This is a genomic window from Candidatus Lariskella endosymbiont of Hedychridium roseum (assembly GCF_964020185.1).
Classification (GTDB): Bacteria; Pseudomonadota; Alphaproteobacteria; order Rickettsiales; family Midichloriaceae; genus Lariskella.
Map to the genome: position 1 here is coordinate 1470721 of NZ_OZ026538.1, position 19243 is coordinate 1489963.

The 19243-nt window shown below is 34.7% G+C and carries 19 protein-coding genes, 2 tRNA genes and 3 pseudogenes; 15 read left to right on the top strand and 9 right to left on the bottom strand.

Annotated features, from left to right (window positions below; translation table 11 throughout):
* Positions 1-349 precede the first annotated feature (349 nt).
* Both AACK98_RS08320 and AACK98_RS07445 read left to right on the top strand, forming a co-directional pair.
* On the top strand, positions 350-490 hold the full coding sequence (locus AACK98_RS08320; protein WP_410519984.1) for a transposase: 141 nt from the start codon (positions 350-352) through the stop codon (positions 488-490).
* Positions 491-826: 336 nt separating this feature from the next.
* Positions 827-1069: a hypothetical protein gene (locus AACK98_RS07445; protein ID WP_339041161.1), complete on the top strand. Its 243-nt coding sequence runs from the start codon at positions 827-829 to the stop codon at positions 1067-1069.
* 452 nt (positions 1070-1521) lie between these two features.
* On the opposite strand, the gene AACK98_RS07450 is transcribed toward AACK98_RS07445, so the two are convergent.
* From AACK98_RS07450 to AACK98_RS07465, 4 genes are all read right to left on the bottom strand, one after another.
* Complete coding sequence (locus tag AACK98_RS07450; RefSeq protein ID WP_339041163.1) at positions 1522-1890, bottom strand: ribosome-binding factor A; 369 nt, start codon at positions 1888-1890, stop codon at positions 1522-1524.
* Positions 1891-4209: an outer membrane protein assembly factor BamA gene (gene bamA, locus AACK98_RS07455; protein ID WP_339041165.1), complete on the bottom strand. Its 2319-nt coding sequence runs from the start codon at positions 4207-4209 to the stop codon at positions 1891-1893. It lies immediately after the preceding gene.
* Between the two features lie 65 nt (positions 4210-4274).
* Positions 4275-5372: an RIP metalloprotease gene (locus AACK98_RS07460; protein ID WP_339041167.1), complete on the bottom strand. Its 1098-nt coding sequence runs from the start codon at positions 5370-5372 to the stop codon at positions 4275-4277.
* Between the two features lie 576 nt (positions 5373-5948).
* On the bottom strand, positions 5949-6683 hold the full coding sequence (locus AACK98_RS07465; RefSeq protein WP_339041169.1) for a biotin--[acetyl-CoA-carboxylase] ligase: 735 nt from the start codon (positions 6681-6683) through the stop codon (positions 5949-5951).
* A gap of 25 nt (positions 6684-6708) precedes the next feature.
* Here AACK98_RS07465 and AACK98_RS07470 point away from each other — a divergent pair, with 25 nt between their 5' ends.
* From AACK98_RS07470 to AACK98_RS07490, 5 genes and pseudogenes are all read left to right on the top strand, one after another.
* Complete coding sequence (locus AACK98_RS07470) at positions 6709-7470, top strand: hypothetical protein (RefSeq protein ID WP_339041171.1); 762 nt, start codon at positions 6709-6711, stop codon at positions 7468-7470.
* Between the two features lie 109 nt (positions 7471-7579).
* Entirely contained in the window at positions 7580-7993 is a 414-nt protein-coding gene (locus AACK98_RS07475) for a hypothetical protein (RefSeq protein WP_339041173.1), read from the top strand.
* Entirely contained in the window at positions 7915-8289 is a 375-nt protein-coding gene (locus tag AACK98_RS07480) for an IS1 family transposase (protein ID WP_339040222.1), read from the top strand. The genes AACK98_RS07475 and AACK98_RS07480 overlap by 79 nt, the downstream gene beginning before the upstream one ends.
* Before the next feature lie 362 nt (positions 8290-8651).
* Positions 8652-10001, top strand: coding sequence for a sigma-54 dependent transcriptional regulator (locus tag AACK98_RS07485; RefSeq protein ID WP_339041175.1), 1350 nt, complete (start codon positions 8652-8654; stop codon positions 9999-10001).
* Between the two features lie 100 nt (positions 10002-10101).
* Positions 10102-10728: pseudogene (locus AACK98_RS07490) on the top strand (integrase core domain-containing protein); the annotation flags it as partial.
* Between the two features lie 167 nt (positions 10729-10895).
* On the opposite strand, the gene AACK98_RS07495 reads toward AACK98_RS07490, so the two are convergent.
* Complete coding sequence (locus AACK98_RS07495; RefSeq protein WP_339041176.1) at positions 10896-11612, bottom strand: uroporphyrinogen-III synthase; 717 nt, start codon at positions 11610-11612, stop codon at positions 10896-10898.
* Between the two features lie 404 nt (positions 11613-12016).
* Between AACK98_RS07495 and tnpA the strand changes: the two are divergent.
* A pseudogene (gene tnpA / locus AACK98_RS07500) lies at positions 12017-12418 on the top strand (IS200/IS605 family transposase); the annotation flags it as partial.
* Positions 12419-12797: 379 nt separating this feature from the next.
* On the opposite strand, the gene AACK98_RS07505 reads toward tnpA, so the two are convergent.
* From AACK98_RS07505 to AACK98_RS07515, 3 genes are all read right to left on the bottom strand, one after another.
* Complete coding sequence (locus tag AACK98_RS07505) at positions 12798-13454, bottom strand: outer membrane lipoprotein carrier protein LolA (RefSeq protein ID WP_339041178.1); 657 nt, start codon at positions 13452-13454, stop codon at positions 12798-12800.
* 93 nt (positions 13455-13547) lie between these two features.
* Positions 13548-13623 (bottom strand) — tRNA-Phe (locus AACK98_RS07510).
* Between the two features lie 31 nt (positions 13624-13654).
* A tRNA-Glu gene (locus tag AACK98_RS07515) sits at positions 13655-13729 on the bottom strand.
* 156 nt (positions 13730-13885) lie between these two features.
* Here AACK98_RS07515 and AACK98_RS07520 point away from each other — a divergent pair.
* The 7 genes from AACK98_RS07520 (at position 13886) to AACK98_RS07550 (ending at position 18118) form a co-directional block, all read left to right on the top strand.
* Complete coding sequence (locus AACK98_RS07520; protein ID WP_339041173.1) at positions 13886-14299, top strand: hypothetical protein; 414 nt, start codon at positions 13886-13888, stop codon at positions 14297-14299.
* Positions 14221-14595, top strand: coding sequence for an IS1 family transposase (locus AACK98_RS07525; RefSeq protein ID WP_339040222.1), 375 nt, complete (start codon positions 14221-14223; stop codon positions 14593-14595). Before AACK98_RS07520 ends, AACK98_RS07525 begins: the two co-directional genes overlap by 79 nt.
* Before the next feature lie 275 nt (positions 14596-14870).
* Positions 14871-15671 carry a hypothetical protein gene (locus tag AACK98_RS07530; RefSeq protein ID WP_339041180.1) on the top strand — a complete coding sequence of 267 codons (801 nt, stop codon included), beginning with the start codon at positions 14871-14873 and terminating at the stop codon, positions 15669-15671.
* A gap of 156 nt (positions 15672-15827) precedes the next feature.
* On the top strand, positions 15828-16211 hold the full coding sequence (locus tag AACK98_RS07535) for a hypothetical protein (RefSeq protein WP_339041182.1): 384 nt from the start codon (positions 15828-15830) through the stop codon (positions 16209-16211).
* Positions 16118-16327, top strand: coding sequence for an IS1 family transposase (locus tag AACK98_RS07540; RefSeq protein ID WP_339042681.1), 210 nt, complete (start codon positions 16118-16120; stop codon positions 16325-16327). Before AACK98_RS07535 ends, AACK98_RS07540 begins: the two co-directional genes overlap by 94 nt.
* Positions 16290-16487 (top strand): hypothetical protein, encoded by a 198-nt coding sequence (locus AACK98_RS07545; protein WP_339041184.1) that lies wholly within the window; start codon positions 16290-16292, stop codon positions 16485-16487. The genes AACK98_RS07540 and AACK98_RS07545 overlap by 38 nt, the downstream gene beginning before the upstream one ends.
* 59 nt (positions 16488-16546) lie before the next feature.
* Positions 16547-18118 (top strand): hypothetical protein, encoded by a 1572-nt coding sequence (locus tag AACK98_RS07550; RefSeq protein WP_339041186.1) that lies wholly within the window; start codon positions 16547-16549, stop codon positions 18116-18118.
* Here AACK98_RS07550 and AACK98_RS07555 read toward each other — a convergent pair.
* Positions 18072-19065, bottom strand: a pseudogene (locus AACK98_RS07555) (IS481 family transposase). The gene AACK98_RS07550 and the pseudogene AACK98_RS07555 overlap by 47 nt on opposite strands.
* Positions 19066-19243 lie beyond the last annotated feature (178 nt).

Below are 19243 nucleotides of genomic sequence, written 5' to 3' on the forward strand. Positions count from 1 at the left end.
ATGATACTTTAGGTCATATAGGCTGTGGGATCCTCTCCTATATTCCATTCGTCCTCCCTTAGCACATTTCCTAGATAATAATACTAAAAGTGTTCGCCTAAAGGCGAGGGTGTTAACCATATCACATATAACTACATAAAAGACCCAAAAACCTTACGGATTTGTATTATATGCAAGCAGAAGAAGTGAAAATTAATGACACTCAAAGTAGAATATATTAAGATCGAAAGTTGATTGTTGTGGTCTTTTAGGAGTGAATTTTTGGTAAAGTTTCTGCGAAACGATATGGTAGAAGCCGTAAAGACCGTCGTGTTATGCTATAGTTGTTTATGCTGCAAAGCCATTTCAAATGCCTCTGATTGTTATACCGAGGAGTGGCCTTCAGGAAAATGCATATTGGCAGTATTTTTGTGGATATGACTATTTCAAAAATGACATGATTGTATCTGAAAGTTGCATAAGAAGATTCCGTCAAATCTGGTTGTCGTGAGATATTAGACCTCTTGCATAACCTGTTCCAAACTGTGATTTGATTGTCACTAAAACATAAAAACACTCACGTGGATCATTGTTTGGTGACGTTTTGCAAAAATCTACTCTATAAGAATTTCTACCTCAGAATGAGGTTATGCAAGAGGTCTATTAAAGGAGGTGGTCAGAATAGTCTGTAAGATTGGCGCAGTTAAAAAAAGATTTGGCAGCCGTGATTATTGACACGACAGTTCAGCCAAAGCATATAAAACATCCACATGATTGTCATATAATGGAAAAAGGGCTCGGTTTCAGATAGTTGAGCTTTGCAAGGCTCTAGAGAGGTTATCGGGCATTGTTACATAATGCCATGCAAAGGCATGATGACAAAAAAGAAGGCTTAAAGCTTTGGAAAAAAGATACAGGCTATTACAGGCGCTCAAGAATAGAGGCTTATTTTGCCAGTTTTAAGCGGGCTTTTGGCAGATATTTTGTTGCCAAATGCGATATTAAAAGGCAAATTGAGATGATTATTAAGGTAAGCACTCTAAATCTCTTGAAAAAAGACTTCATTCTTATATCTTCTAAAGCTTCTTGAAGTGAGAAGCTTTAGCATTTTATATGTACCGATAATGAAATAGTCTCATTATGCAACAATGCCAGTCCGCAGGTAAATGAAGAGTTGGTATTTAACTTGCGTATATACAAAGTTAGACTTCAAAAAGAGCTAGGAAAGATAGGAGACGCATTGTGTGTGCACTACTCATAAAGCCACTTGCGCAGACCTTTTTTGCTTCATTTTTCATATTACTTCGTCCGTCTGCCAAAAATTAGCACAGCAAATCAATTTTTGGCGGATAGAGTAAAAACCTAGTCCACAGCAATCAATTAACCGGCAACTCACGCTATACAATGTCTTGAAGCAATTTTACTGTATAATCGAATAGAATTTAACTGAATAGTGAACATGTGATTACAAAAGTTACAGGTTCTCAAACGCTTGAGCATCAAAAAGGTATTGAAAAATATGATGCTTTATACAACATAAAATCATGTGTGATGCACTATTGACTCAGCGTAAGATACTGAACGTAACTTAATTTCAGGTGTATATTTAAGTCTGATACTGCTGCCAATTACTCTACGCATATTTGGCACAAGCAGACGTAAAGCTTCAAGATAAGCTTGAGTTCTGGAATCATCATGCACCGCGATGTATATAGTTGCAAGCCTCAGGTCAGGAGTAATTTTTACGTGAGCAATAGTAAGATATGTATTTTCTATTTCTGGATGAAATAATGCGCCAGAAACTAGCATAATAGATAACTCATTCTTAATAGCCTGCGAAACTCTAAGCTGTCTATTAGAGGGAGCTTTTTTCTCAAAAAATATACTACCAAACATTAAGTTTTTATTCATCTACATAGCACCGTAACCAAACGTTAACCTTAGCCTTTCTTTCTGATCAAAAGGTTGAGCACTAATTGGAATACCATAATCTAATCTTATATTCCCCAGTGGAGAAGCCCATGATATACCAATGCCAAATGAAGTTCTAAGTGCAGATTTATCAGTTAGCTTTTTTGCTTGTTCATATTGCTGTCTACATAAATCATTGCTGGAATCATTGCTGCTCTTACAGGCAACATCTACACCCCAAGAATCTCCAGCATCAAAAAATATAGCTCCGCGTATCCCAACTTCCTCAGGGAAACCAAGCGGGAAGGTTACCTCAGCAGTCGCATAGTAAAAGTATTTACCACCAAGTGCATCAGTGTATACTGTATTGCCATTTGCATCTAAGCGCATTTTACCATCTTTATCACGCGCTACATCTCTTGGACCTATACCATAATCTGCAAAGCCCCTTATTTGTTGCTTTCCAATTCGATAATTATCAACTAACTTAATTGGTTTATCTTCAATTCCTATTATGTTTCCTGCTTTAGCAAACAACTGCAATATTACACCTTTACGATATAAAGTCCAATAAGTGCTTCCAGAGATCTGATTTTTTAAATATCTAGCATCTCCGCCAAGGCCCGCAAACTCCTGTGATAATTTTATGATATAGCCACTGGTAGGAAAAATATTACTGTTAAGCCTATTATAAATAAAAGATTGATTAATTGATGAGACTATCGTCTCTCCAGCTGCATCTTGAATTATTAAAGAAGTTGCATCCTTGGCAGGATTTACCTGACGCTTTGAGATCGTATAACCCAAAGAATGAGCTAAATACTCCCTTAACGCATAAGTAGCGCTGAAAGAAGCTCCATATTTTGAGTCTTTATATGCACTTCCGTCTGTGAGATCTAAGCTATTTGCAAATACATCAAAGCCTGTTCTTAGTTCTTTTCCTAAGAAGTAGGGTTCTGCAAAACCAAAGGATACATCCGTTGTTTTTGTACCATAATTAAAATCAAAAGTTAATATTTGGCCCTTCCCAAGAAAGTTATACTCTGAGGCTACTGCTCCCAAACTTGGGCCAGTTTGTGAATTGTATCCGAGGGCGAATTTAAAAGAACCAGTTTCTATTTCTTTTACTCTAACATCAATATCAACACGGTCAAGATACTCAGTTTTTGATTTAGACAAGTCAACCATACTGAAGTAACCAAGGTTAGTAACACGCTGTTTAGAGCGATTTATATATGAAACATTATAAGGATCTCCTTCGCTTATTCTAAATTCTCGACGTATCACTCTATCTCTTGTGATAACATTATCAAACACATTTATTTTATTTATGTATATTCTCTTGCTCTTGTTGATATTGAACTTAACATTTACAAATTTGGATAGATTTTTATCCACTCTATCCAAATCATAATCAACGTTAACAAAAGCATATCCGTGTTCTCCAAAGTACTTTGTCAATACATCAGTAGCATTCTCGATACTTGCTTGTTTAAAAATACTTCCTTTTTCTATTTTTATTTTCTCTCTCAATAACGTGTTATCAAAACCTGGAATATGACTTTGTACTTCAATATCATCTATTCTATAGCGATCTCCTTCATGCAAGTTGAATGTTATTATGAAAGAATCTCTATTCTGAGATAGCTCAGATGTAACAGAAATTACATGAAAATCTATAAAACCAAGATTCATGTAATGCGTTCTCAGTAATACTTGATCAAGTATTAGTCTATCAGGTTCATATTTTTCAAATTGATTCAATATCCTATACCAAGCATATTCTTTGGAGAGAATAATAGATGCAAGCTCTGCGCTTGATACTTCCTTATTACCAACGAAGTTGATTTGTATGATCTTAGCTTTTGAGCCTTTCTTTATTTTGTAGACTAGATCTACTCGATTTTGTGACAATTTCACGATCTGAGGGTCAACTTTTACTGAGTAATAACCTTTAGAACGGTATATTGCGACTATTTTTCTGATGTCATTCTGTAGTTTCGCAAGCGAATAAATGCTTCTTGGGAGCAGTGAGATTTCTTTTCGCATCATTTCGTCATCCGTACTTGATGTGCCCTCAAACGCTACTCGATATACTATAGGATTTTCAGCTACTGCAATATGTAGAGCACTCCCTACTTGCTTCACATCAACGTCAGCGAAAAGTCCCGTTTCAAATAACCTACGCATTGCGATGTCAATCTTATCTTGATCATACTGCATTGGGAGCCTAAACTCTAAATATGCAATCACTGTTTCTTTAGAAAGCCTTTCTGTCCCACTTATTTCAATAGCAGTTATCTTTCCACTATCTGCCAATGCAATTGAATAAAGGGAAAACAGTGACAGCAACACAATCAGACATTTTTTAACACTTCGCATGATCAACGAATCAGTCCTCTAATATCATTAAAAGTAGCAAACAACATAAGTGCAATGAGTATAAAAAATCCTAAATGCCCACAAAATTTTTGCATTTTTTGCGAAATCGAGCGTCCAGTAACGGATTCTATCAGATAGTACAACAAATGTCCGCCATCTAGCATAGGAATTGGAAGCAAATTAACCAATCCTAAATTTAAAGAAATCATTGCAACAAACCAAATCATTGGCGCTAGACCAAGCTTCAACGATTCTCCTGAATACTGAGCTATTTTAATAGGGCCGCCTAAATCAGATGCAGAGTGATCATGAATTATGATGGATACAAGCCCCTCTAACATTGCAAAAGAGATAGTAATTGCGTCTGAAATAGAAGCTAAGACAGACTCTAGCAAATTCACCTCTTTTCGATTAGCTAAAAAATTCACTCCAAGCATAGAGTGATCTATGGTATTGTAATTTACTCCCGATCTATCAATAATCTCTTTTACATCATATATTTGTTTCTGACCATCACGCATTATTTCAATTTTTAAGTCCAAAATACTTCTAGCACTTGCTATAGAATTTTTAATATCTAGCACATCGTTTATAGTACGATTGTTGATAGAAATAATGGTGTCACCAGGGAGTAGCCCAAGATAACTAGCAATACTCTTCTCTGCTATGTGTGATATCTGATTTGTTGTGGAAACTTTGCCATATACAGAAAACAATAGACTCATCAAAACTATTGCAAGCAGATAATTGAAAGCGGGACCTGCAGCGACAATGCATGCTTTTTTCCATAAAGGCTTGTGATAAAAAGATATACGCTTTTCTTCTTCATTCATATCTTGAAAAGCTTCAAAATCTGGGGCACTCACAATATTTTTATCTCCAAACATCTTCACATAACCACCCAATGGAACGGTACAAATTCTGAACTCCGTTCCATACTTATCAATCCATCTATAGAATGCTTTGCCAAAACCTATTGAGAAAACATCAACCTTAACACCACAAAGTCTTGCAATATAAAAATGCCCGAACTCGTGTACAGAGACAGTCACAAGTACTACTACTAAGAACCCTAAGATGCTATAAAATAAACTCATCATTTAAATACCTCCAACCTTATTAAAAATAAGGCCTTCTATGACTAATAACCTTTTTTACACACTGACTCTTATACGTAACCAACTATTAAAACGTGTACTGGCCAAAGCGATCAATACTTGCAGCAACATGTATTCATCATCACTCAAGTAGAATCAAACAATACATTTACTCTTTTCAAAGCAAGAGCATTGTATAATGCTATAGATCATGCATACTCAACATACTTTTCAAAATTGGTGCCTTCAAAATGCTCATTATATATTTTGTATACACACGTTCTTCCTAGCTTTTTAAAGTCTCACTTCGCGTGCATACAATAAATACCAACTCTTTATTTACCTGCTGTATATGTATTCGAAGCAATGAATAATCAAAAGCATGACATTAGAAAACTTAACGTTCCTTGCCGGATGTTGGATATAATCGGCAAATCAAACCACAAAACAGAGCTTGAGAAATGTAATGCAGAAGCTTTCAACTGGAAATACTATAGACTACAGCACAGCTCAAGGATTTATACCAGTAAATCTATTTTTGTACAAGCAACTATTAAATCAGCATTTAAAAATACAGTGTTAATTCCAAACTTCTCCAGCAGTGATGATTCTCACTGAATTTTCAACATTCAACAATAATTTACCGTCTTTATCAATGTCTATAAACTTTCCTCTTATTTCTTTATCAAGAAATCGCACATTTATGTCAGAATTTATAGATTGCGCGCGTTTGATCCACATTTCACGCACTGGGGTAAAACCATAACATTCCCAAGCTCTTAGTACAGAAAAAAATCTGTCTAATATAGAATTTATTAATGCTTTCCGATCTACTACAATATCTAAATCTTCAATACTTATAGGTTTTTTTGCTACGCCGCTTATTTGCTCTTTTTTTACTATATTTACACCGATTCCAATCAATAATGTAGAACTATTGTAAACCTCTAATAAAACTCCTGCAATCTTTCTTCCCTGTATCAGTACATCATTTACCCATTTATAAGTCACATCAAGATCATTTATGTAACTTAATATCGTTTCTCCAACTGCTATTGCACCTATATAAGCTACCTGAGACCATGTTTCAATTGCACATCTTGGAGATACTATAATGGTAAATATTGCGTCTCCTTCATCACTATGCCAAACTCTTTCGTAGCGCCCTCTCCCTGATAATTGTCTTTTAGTTGATATGATGGTTGTTTGTGCGCTGGGAGAATTTGAGAGTAGCCTTTTTGCCTCAAGCTGAGTGCTATCTAATTCTTCGTATTCTTTGAGTATATAATCGCCTATCATATTTTTAGGAAGCATTATATAATAAATACTGTTTTTGAAAATGAGAAATAATAGCCAAATTTATGAAATATACAGGATACTGAATATCTCTCAAGCAATAATTTCTAAACATGAAATAACTATCGCGCATTTCTTAGAGCAATTTTATCAAGGTTTATCAAATGCCAAAAGCAGTTTATACGATAAACTTGAGCATATAAATACTGTTATAAGAATGATAGAGAAATTTCACTGTTATTTTCATTTCGAACAATCTTGGATATATACACTATATGCTTATATATTGCATAAGGCAGGAAAGTTTGATGACAAGATCAGATATGTAGAAATGGCTCTATTTCAAGATAAAATTAATGATGTTGTAAAAAATGATAATAGAGAAATATCTAGCTTATTCAAATATAATAAAAACTACCTGTATGAAACAGCTTTTCTAAAATTTGCATTAGGCAGTTTTAAGCGGGTAAAACAGATAAAGCAGTTAGACTTATCGATTAAACTAATAATATCTGATAGAATAGATGATGCAAAGATTTTACTGGATGATATAACTTATGATTCTCATAGATTATATACATCTCTTGCTATTTGCGATATTTATAGGGCTGATACCGCAGCTTCTATAAAAAACATAGAGAAGGCCGCCAAATCTATTGAGACTGCTCATCAAAGATACCACAAATACGCTGCATATATATATGAATTGCGGGCTTCTATTTTTGTAGAATTACAACAATTGGATCTTGCTAGAAACGACAGTGTTAAAGCTAATAATTTATACCCTAGGGATCAAATCATTTAAATTTGCAAGCTGCAAGCTAATTGGCATTGCTAACCAAGAATAGATTTTGCTTTTAAATTCGCGTATATGTATACTGCCTTGATAGTAAGTTATATTGGAAGCATTATATATGTTAAGTTGTAAGCATTGTGGCAGGATAGGAAGCACAAAGAATGGCTATATTAAAGGTCGTCAGAGGTATAAGTGCCTAGAGTGTAAAAAGAGCTATAAGTCTGGAGATATGAGAGTAAAGTACAGCCTTAATAAAAAGATGAAGGTTGTTAGTATGTATCTGGAGGGAGTTGGAATTAGATCAATCGAGAGATTAGAAAAGGTCTCGAGTTCACTTATAATAAAGTGGATTAGAAAATTCTCAAAGCTTCTAAAACAAAGGCTGAATGATGTTACGATACCTGAGGATGCCAAGCAAATCTCAATTATTGAGCTGGATGAGCTTTTTAGTTATTGCCAAAAAAAACTAACAAAGTCTACATTTGGCTTGCTGTTGATAGGGACAGAAATAAAGTTGTTGATTTTGAAGTGAGCATTGTCAGGGATTTTGCATCCTATCTTCCGATTGCCATGCGATTACAAAGTAGCTACGAGATAGAGATATCATGCAGTGACCATTACGACGTTTATGAAAAATTTAGGATTGCTAAAAAACACTATTCTACTAAGGCAGAAACGTCTTTAGTGGAATCATTCAACTCATTAATACGGCACTATTTAGCCAGGTTTCATCGTAAAACCAAACGTTACAGTAAGGCCATAGATATGATCTATAACTCTATCCTAATGCTTTTTAATAAAGACTTGCTGATATCTATCTTTAGTTAGCAATGCCAGCTAATTTCTGTACATTTAACTTGCCACACAAATCTATTTACCCAGCAAATCGATTTTTGACTGATAGATTGTTTGATAAAATATTTCAGATTGGTTGAGCGTAGCATGGCTACTTTGCATAGCTAAAGAAGCAGCATCTTAAATCATAAGCTTTTTATAGAAGTATTGAGACTCTCATATTGAAATACATGTATTTTCCTATTTATAAGGCCAATTTTGATAAATAATTTAATTATAGCCAATTATCAGGCAATTTACTATATTAGCTTGTAATATAACCTAACTGTAAGGCAATATAAAAATGAATTGATAAGCAATAACTATGAATAGTGTGCGCATAAAATATGAATCAAGTGTTAATTGTTGATGATGAGTCTGATATTAGAGGGTTATTAGCTGAGATCTTAGAAGATGAGGGATATAACGCCTTGCAGGCTTCAAATGTATCTGGCGCTCTTGTGCATCTTGCAAATACAATTCCAGCTCTAGTAATCCTTGATATATGGCTTGAAGGCAGTCAAATGGATGGAATGGGGTTGTTGCAGATCATTAAGAAGGACTTTCCTTCTGTGCCTGTTGTGATGATAAGTGGGCACGGAAATATAGAAACTGCTGTGCAAGCGATAAAGCTTGGAGCATATGACTTTATAGAAAAGCCTTTTAAATCAGAAAAGCTAACGATTTTAGTGAAACGTGCTATAGAAGCGGGATTGTTAATAAGAGAAAATTCTGTGCTAAAGCGTCAGCTTTTTCCTCAAGAGCTTGTTGGCAATTCTAAGGAAATTCAAAAAATTAGAGGCACCATTAAGACTTTTGCAAGGACAAATAGTCATACGTTTATAGTGGGAGAGCCTGGAAGTGGTAAAAATACTATAGCAAAAATTATACATTCTACGTCCCAAAGAAGTGCAAGACCTTTAACAGTATGGCATACCGCTGGGAAATCTCATACAGAACTTTCATTGGAATTATTTGGCGGACTCTCAAATAGTAATGCAGCACTAGTTGAACAAGCACAAGGCGGAACTCTTTATATAGATGAAATTACAAATATTCCTTTGCAATTGCAAAAACAATTTTTGCAGATGCTACAGAATGAATGTTTTATTAATCCAGGAATGAACAAAGAAATTAAGTCTAATATAAGAGTAATAGCTGCATCAGTATTTGATCCAATGCAATCTATAAAAAATTGCAAGCTAGACGATCGCTTATACTACAAATTAAGCATAGTAAGCATAGAAATCCCGCCTCTGCGAGAACATAGAGAAGATATACAATTAATGGCAGAGCATTTTTTGAGTAGCCTTTGCAAACAATTTTCTATTAGAGAGCTTGCTATTTCTGATGAGGCATATTCTATCATGCTAGCTTATAACTGGCCTGGTAACTCTAGAGAGTTGCATAACGCTATTGAGTGGCTCATAATGCTCGCAATAAATGGGAGGAAAGATATAATATCTCATGATATGTTGCCATATGAAATAGTTTCTTCCGTGAGTGGGGGGTATAGAGGTATTAATGCATCAGCAAACATTTTTCTCACAAAATCCCTAAGAGAAGCGCGAGATATATTTGAGAGAGAATATATACAAGCGCAGCTTCAGAAATTTAATGGAAATATAGCCAAGACTGCAAGTTTTATAGGTATGGATAGGGCTGCGCTACACAGAAAAATTAAGGCTCTGTTATCAAATGAATAGGAAGTGTATATTTTATAATATATCATTTGTATTAGTCGACATTTTATCTTACATTTAGTAAACTAAATTAGTTATTAAATGGAGATAAGCAATGAACTTAAATGGAGAAATTGAGACACAACATCCAGGTTATTTAGGTTGCCAAGACACATATTATGTAGGCAATTTCAAAGGGATAGGAAAGGTTTATGCTCAGGTATTTATTGATAGCTACAGTAGATTTGCTGATGCTAAACTGTATACTGACAAAACTGCGATTACTGCTGCTGATATGCTAAATGATCGAGTGTTACCATGGTATGAGAGTCAAGGGATACCGATGCTTCGTATTCTTACAGATCGTGGAGGAGAATATAAGGGAAATATAGAACATCATGCTTTTGAGTTATTTCTCAGTATAGAAGGTATAGAGCATACAACAACTAAAGCATATTCACCTCAAACTAATGGTATGTGTGAACGTTTTAATAAAACTACGAAACAAGAATTCTTTGATACAGCTATGCGTAAAAAGATTTATACATCATTGGATGACTTGCAATTAGATCTTGATATTTGGTTAAAATATTTCAACAATGAAAGACCTCATTCTGGTAAATATTGTTATGGAAAAACACCTATGCAAACTTTTTTGGATAGTAAAAAGTTAGCTGTGGAAAAGAATAATGAAATCTTGTATCTCAGTTACATATCTGACAGTCAAAACTTAACTGACAAGCAGATATAAAATTTATAACTGTCTGTAAGATCAAATCTTGACTTCTACATTTTATAGTACCGATAATGAAATAGTCTCATTATGCAACAAAGCCGCAGAATCCTGGGCTAATCTTTGTACATTTAACTTCTCCGCAAAAATTTATTTGCGTAGCAAGTTGATTTTTGACGAACAGACTAAATCTTATATCGAGGTGAGGTTGTTAACAGACGCAGCATTTGATCTTCATTAGGAAAGTTGGAAACTTCAACACAGTGCCATTCTAGATCAAGTATCTGTGATGAAACTTTTTTACTAATACAAACTGCTCTAATATTTCGAAGGCTTGTTTTGTATTGCAATGCAATAGTGCGAAAATGTTGCGCAGTCCTACTTGAGTATAAAAGGGTACTAGTCACATCAGATTCTATAATACTTACTATATTGCGGCTTAATCTATTAATAGGCTTGGATTTATACACAATAATTTCATCTACAATATATCCAACTTTTTCCAAATTACCTTTAATATCAAGAGAAATCTCTTCTCCTCTCAAGTATAGCATTTTCTTATTATATGATGATTGCTTGTGAAAAAATCTTATTAAAGCTCCCACATTTTCTCCGAGCGAAACAACATTTTTAAATCCAATGCTATATAATGCAGCCTTAGATTTACTTCCTATAGTATATACTAGGATTTTTTTATTAATAAGGTTTTGATTTTGCAGTATTCTCACTGCATTTTGACTGGTAATTATCAGTGCTTGGTAATTATCCAGTTTATTGTTATTAAATGTTACATTGAGATACTCTACATCTAGAAATGGTACAATAATCGATCTTAAATGCAATTTTGCAAGCTTAGCTGCAGTTAATTCTGCTAGGTGTTTAGGCCTGGTTATTAAAATCATATATATACTCGTCATGCTTCAAAAATTTGCGTCGTCAGATCGCTTGTTATGTATTGATTATACACCTCCTCGTGTTCTTCCTAGTTTTTTTTGAAGTCTAATGTCGTATGTGTATAATTAACTCTCCATTTATTAAGAGGTATACAATGCGATATTACAGCTAAAGTAGTATAAAACAAGCGCGCTACACTTTGTCTTTTTGAAAATTTTCATCACTCTCTTGCCTGAAATATAGTTATATTCCAGGCTCTAAACAAATAAAAATTTATTCTAAAGTACTCGTTTATGTAGTTATATGTGATATGGTTAACACCCTCGCCTTTAGGCGAACACTTTAGTATTAGTTATCTAGGAAATGTGCTAAGGGAGGACGAATGGAATATAGGAGATGATCCCACAGTCTATATGACCTAAAGTATCATACAGTATTTTGTACTAAGTATAGGTATAGAGTTTTAACTGGGCAAGTTGCGATTAGAACTAGGGAAGTAATCCGAGAAATATGTGCTGCTAATTACATAAATATAATTAGTGGCAGTATGAGTCCTGATCACGTACATATATTAGCATTGGTTCCGCCTAGTATATCAATATCTAAAGCTGTGCAATATATTAAAGGTATAAGTAGTCGTAAGTTGCTACAGGAATTTGCACTGCTCCGTAAGCGGTATTGTGGACAACATCTTTGGGCCAGAGGGTATTTTGTTGTGACAGTTGGCAATGTGAATTCAGAAGAAGTGCAAAAATATATAGAACAGCATGAGGAACATCACAAAAAAGATGATTTTAGAATATCAGAGTTTTAGCGTTTACGCTTTTAATCTGCTTTGCAAGCGTTACACAAACTACCGCGCTTTAGCCGGTAGTAATTGATCATGCCTGTTTTATACTACTTTAGCTATAGTTCTATGAAACAGCTTTACTTGACAGCTTAGCATATGAATAAAGCGCAGTCTGTTATATTATCAAAGAGTTTCAGGTAAATTCCGCCTAAAACTTGCAAAATACCCAATCAAAGATTTACTGCTGCAATATATCTACTCTGAAACAATCATTGAATTTGATATTTTTGAACGTTGAGAAAATCCACTTCTGACTTATATAGTATCTCCTATCACAATTGTCCATCCGGTGCATTCTAGTTTGAATTATGACACGGATGGACCAACTAAACTTATTATAAAACTAGCGCTCTAACTCAAAGAATTTAGGGTCCTTAAACGAAAACATATCTTTTCCAAATTTCATTCCATACTGCAAATTAGTAATCGATATCTCTGTAAGCGCTTCTCCATTAGGTCCCATGAGACCTATGTGTGATAGAGATATTTTTGGCTTTACTGTAAATTTCAGAATTAATATATTTGCTATTTCTTCTTGCGCTTTATCTGTAAGCGCTAAATCTATGTAGTTTCCCTTTTGATCTTCATATACAGAAATTACTTGGCAATCAGAGTGTAAATCAATTGGTGTTTTGCTCAATACTTTTAGTATATTAGATTTAACAGGAAGCGTGCTTAACTCCTCAAGTGCATAATCATAATATATCACCTTATCACCTGATGCTATTACTAGTCTTTTATCTGGAGATTCATATTCCCATTTAATTTTTCCAGGCCTTGAGATATATAACATCCCCTTCCGTATTATCCCTTTTTGCAAGTCTCTCTCTTCAAAATTAGCTTGCATTGTTGATATGGAATTAATGTATGCCTGAACGTTGCCTAGAATATCTAATGGTTTATTGGCGGCAATACAAGACGCAGCATGTGAGAGGAGAAAACAAAGAATCAGAAGTGAAATTTTTATCGCGACAATGTTCCTTATTGTGAGGTTATTCATTCTGGACTGCGCTTTAAAGTGTTTTTGAATGTAATAATTTTATACCGGATGCAGTGAAGAATGCAACAATAGTTTGATGAAACTAGAATGGAGTGGTGCCCAGAGGCGGAATCGAACCACCGACACAAGGATTTTCAGTCCTTTGCTCTACCGACTGAGCTATCTGGGCAAGAGCCTACCTTAAAGAAAATCCGGCAAAATGGTGACCCCTGCGGGAATCGAACCCGCGTTTTCACCGTGAAAGGGTGACGTCCTAACCGCTAGACGAAGGGGCCGAAAACAAAGTAAGCAAGATATAGATATCATGTTTTGCAAATAGTGCAAGTCTTTTTTGCCCAAATGCTGGCATTGCTAACCAAGAATAGATTTTGCTTTTAAATTCGCGTATATGTATACTGCCTTGATAGTAAGTTATATTGGAAGCATTATATATGTTAAGTTGTAAGCATTGTGGCAGGATAGGAAGCACAAAGAATGGCTATATTAAAGGTCGTCAGAGGTATAAGTGCCTAGAGTGTAAAAAGAGCTATAAGTCTGGAGATATGAGAGTAAAGTACAGCCTTAATAAAAAGATGAAGGTTGTTAGTATGTATCTGGAGGGAGTTGGAATTAGATCAATCGAGAGATTAGAAAAGGTCTCGAGTTCACTTATAATAAAGTGGATTAGAAAATTCTCAAAGCTTCTAAAACAAAGGCTGAATGATGTTACGATACCTGAGGATGCCAAGCAAATCTCAATTATTGAGCTGGATGAGCTTTTTAGTTATTGCCAAAAAAAACTAACAAAGTCTACATTTGGCTTGCTGTTGATAGGGACAGAAATAAAGTTGTTGATTTTGAAGTGAGCATTGTCAGGGATTTTGCATCCTATCTTCCGATTGCCATGCGATTACAAAGTAGCTACGAGATAGAGATATCATGCAGTGACCATTACGACGTTTATGAAAAATTTAGGATTGCTAAAAAACACTATTCTACTAAGGCAGAAACGTCTTTAGTGGAATCATTCAACTCATTAATACGGCACTATTTAGCCAGGTTTCATCGTAAAACCAAACGTTACAGTAAGGCCATAGATATGATCTATAACTCTATCCTAATGCTTTTTAATAAAGACTTGCTGATATCTATCTTTAGTTAGCAATGCCCAAATGCTGCTACTGGTTAAGTTTTATCGTGTGAAGCTTCTGCTTTTATTCATATAGTTTTTAAAGCTATATGCTATATTCCTAGCCTACTTCTACAAGCAATATGCTTAGATAAAGCAAAGTCAGTTGCAAGTTAATCGCGGCCGCAGCAAAATGTTCATGCAATAATATCATGACGCCCGGTATATTAAAAATATATTGCGTCACTCTGATATGATATTAGACTAAGAAATGCAATATATTAATTGATCACGCATTGGGGGAAGGGATGATGGAAGGAAATTTAAATTCAAGTGAGAATAATGCTGAGTTAAGCGAGCGCTTGCAAAAGCAATTTATGACATCTTTTAATAAGTTTAAGGGTGATATTAAAAAACAATCTAATGAGGCTATAGAATATTTGAAGACAACGAGGGCATTGGTACTAAATGCAGTTCAGCAAAAACAGCCTAATATCAATGCGGAAGGAAATTCGTATACTTATTTAATTGATCAGTGCATACAATCACTACAGAAAGGTTTAAAGAGTATAGAGAGCGGTGTTTCAAAAGAAAATATTGAAGATCAATATTCCAGTGTTGATATATCTCGCGAAGATGGTATTACGAGCTATTTGCAATGGATTGTCCCAAATAATATTCAATATTATAAACAAACGCTTTCAGAGCAGTTTTCCTCTTTTCAAAATACATATCATATAAACACGCACCAGGATTTTAATAAGATCCTCAAATCTATCAATGGCTATAATGAGTCACTTGACAAATTACAAGTAGTACTTGAAGGGTTTGTTGAATATGCTGCTACTGGAAAAGAACTAGACCAGAAAAAGGCACAAGGCATGTTGGATCAAGTCAAAGAAGTATTCAAGTTTGTTTTGGATAATTTTAAGGGTTTTATCACTGCTATTAAAGATTTCTTCGACAAAGTGCAGGAAAAAGTTTTTGGTATACCGAGAGCGCGTTTGGAGGATACACCACAAGGCTTAGATCAAGGGAAAGAAAACGAACAAAGTAATAACAGTAATTTTACAAAAAAATTCAAAGCTAAAGAGAATTATGTGTATTAGTCGACATTTTATCTTACATTTAGTAAATTAAATGAGAGTTTTCACAATTAGATAGAAGTATGATATGATCACTTTTTTAAAAACTAAAGAGTGGTTTTATGGTTTGTTGTAAGGGATGTTGCTCTGATATCTTTGTAAAGAATGGCATTATGAGGGGTGTACAGCGTTATAAGTGCAGATCATGTTCTAAATTTTGTTGAGGGCGATCTGGGCAAGAAGCCTCAAACAGCTGTTAAGAAAGCATTATGCGTTATGCTATATAGTCTTGGTAATGGCTCTTTTTCTATGTTATGCAAGATATTATGGCATTCGCCGTCCATAATTTATCGCTGGGTAGTAGAGGCGATGGGCAAGACTCAGGAGCCAGTTGTCTCTTCGGATATTATGGAGATGGAATTCGACGAGATGTGGCATTTTATTGGTTCAAAAAAAACAAGCTTTGGATCATTAAGGCAGTTGATCGTAGTACAAGGAGAACATTTGCCTGGGTTACAGGCAATCGTGATACTGCAACATTCCAAAAGCTCTACAACAAAGTGAGTCATCTGAAAGAATGTCATTTTTATACAGATGATTGGGAGGCTTTTTCTAAAATTTTACCCAAAGAGCGTCATACAATTGGAAAGTCTGGCACAGTATGTTATCGAGAGAGATAATAGCAACACGCGACATCATTTAGGCCGAATGACACGGCGCACTAAAATCGTTTCTAAAAAAGAGTCAATGGTATACGGATCCATCAAGCTTTGGTGCGCTCTTACTATTACACAAATATTCAAACAATATCAAGAACAGCTCTTATCTATCTTTATGTGAAAACTCTCAACCACTCTTTAGTTTTTAAAAAAGTGATCATATCATACTTCTATCTAATTGTGAAAACTCTCAAAAATATTGTTATCAAATACATTGATGGGGATAAAAATTATGTTTTTAGAGATTTTGCGGAAAACGCTCGAGATAGCAAGTTTCTAGCAGATATTATTGAAGAAATAGAGAAGTTGCAGCAGCGAGACGCATATTTTTTATTGCACCAGATTAAATATCTGCAATCTGGGTATGAAAAAGGATATGCACAAGAAACTCTCTCTGAGGCAGTCGAAGCAGTGGCCATGGAACTTGATGAGTTATCTAAGAAAATATCTGAAAAGCTTGGGCTCAGTGAAAAAGAATTAGAAGAGTCAAATCTGAGCAGGTCAGTAATACAAGAGACCAGTAATAGCATAATTAGTGAAAAAAGGGAAGATATTAGTAAAAATCCTCTACAAACCTCTCAGCAGGTGGATAACAAGCCGTTATCTGAGGCAGAGAGGAGAAAGTTAAGCTTTTTATTAAGTATGATACAATCTCTGAGAGGAGATATTATTGTGAAGGAAATTGATAAAAATCCAACATATACTTTCCGTGAATTTTCTAGAGGCAGTTGGGTAGGAAAACAGTTTATAAGTGATATGATGCAAGTAATAATGCGGTTTGATCTTCAAGGTGCAGATGATGTATTGAAAAAGATGCACCTAGTGCGAGAAGGATTTGCTTTTTTCGTTTCACAAAACGCTCTTTCTAAGCAAGTCGAAGCAATGGGCAAAGTACTTGATAAGTTCTCCGAAGAAATATCAAAGAAGCTGGAGCTAAGTGAAAATCTTATCAAACTCTCTCAGCAAGTCGATAAGAAGCAGCTGCCAGAAGAAGAGAGGAGTCGATTAAGTGATTTATTAAATATAATACAACCTCTGCGTGACGGTATTCAGCCGACACTCAATTATGATGGTGAGAATTTAATAGCATATTCTTTTAAGAATTTTCCTAGAAAATCTATTGATGCTGCAAGGCTTTTACAAGATGAAGTAGAAAAAATAACTGCACTTGGTAATAAAGATACGGAAGATTTAGTTAGAGAGATGAAAGGCGTGATAGATGGATTTACTAGTAATATATCACAAGCAGTGCATTCTGAGCGAATCGCAGCAATGTTCTTTGAACTTAATAAGTTATCTGAGACAATATCAGGGAAATTAGGTGAACATCTTGTGTCAGGTTTTATTGATCTAGCACAAGAAAAAGATATAAGCTTCAGCTTTGATAGGCTGAATGACAGCAATAAAAATTTAATTCGCAGAAAAGATACGGAACCATCTTATTATGTTGGTGATTTTCTTAATTTTTCACGAAGTGAGAAACAAAAAACAGCACGACAATTAGGTATATTGGAAACTAGCAAGATGTCAGAGTTGAGTCAATCAAATCAAACTAAAGGAGGAATGATTGATGCGCTAGAACCTGAAAAGTCGGGTGAAAAACTTAACAAGAGTCATGCGGAGAAATTAGCGAAAAATCGCCAGCAGAGCCAAGACTCATCTAAGTGTAGAAGTCAAGATTTGATCTTACAGACAGTTATAAATTTTATATCTGCTTGTCAGTTAAGTTTTGACTGTCAGATATGTAACTGAGATACAAGATTTCATTATTCTTTTCCACAGCTAACTTTTTACTATCCAAAAAAGTTTGCATAGGTGTTTTTCCATAACAATATTTACCAGAATGAGGTCTTTCATTGTTGAAATATTCTAACCAAATATCAAGATCTAATTGCAAGTCATCCAATGATGTATAAATCTTTTTACGCATAGCTGTATCAAAGAATTCTTGTTTTATAGTTTTATTAAAACGTTCACACATACCATTAGTTTGAGATGAATATGCTTTAGTTGTTGTATGCTCTATACCTTCTATACTGAGAAATAACTCAAAAGCATGATGTTCTATATTTCCCTTATATTCTCCTCCACGATCTGTAAGAATACGAAGCATCGGTATCCCTTGACTCTCATACCATGGTAACACTCGATCATTTAGCATATCAGCAGCAGTAATCGCAGTTTTGTCAGTATACAGTTTAGCATCAGCAAATCTACTGTAGCTATCAATAAATACCTGAGCATAAACCTTTCCTATCCCTTTGAAATTGCCTACATAATATGTGTCTTGGCAACCTAAATAACCTGGATGTTGTGTCTCAATTTCTCCATGTGCTTCTTTTTCATTACGGCGTTTCTCTAGTACTTGCAGCTGTGCTTCGGTCAATATAATACCATCTTGGGCCATCTTAGCTTCTAAGGCTTTCAATCTTTTATTGATATTATTCAAATCATTACGTAACCAAATCGATCTTACTCCTCCAGGAGAAACAAGTACACCACTCTTCTTCAGCTCATTTGATACTCTAAGTTGTCCATATGCTGTACTCTATCGCCATATCAACTACTACTTTTTCTACTGCAGGATCTACTCTATTAGCGATTATTGGCTTCTTGCGACTTATCTCGTATAGCGCTTCTTCTCATCCTGTTTCATATAGTTCTTTAAATCTGTAATAGCTATCTCTACTATAACACATTGCCTTACATGCAGATTATATACTACCAAGGCTTTTTGCCAATTCAAGTAAACCTAGTTTCGGTTTGATGATTTTTTGATTTAAGTTCATTGCTTATCTCCATTTAATAACTAATTTAATTTACTAAATGTAAGATAAAATGTCGACTAATACAGATAAAATGCTAAAGCTTCTCACT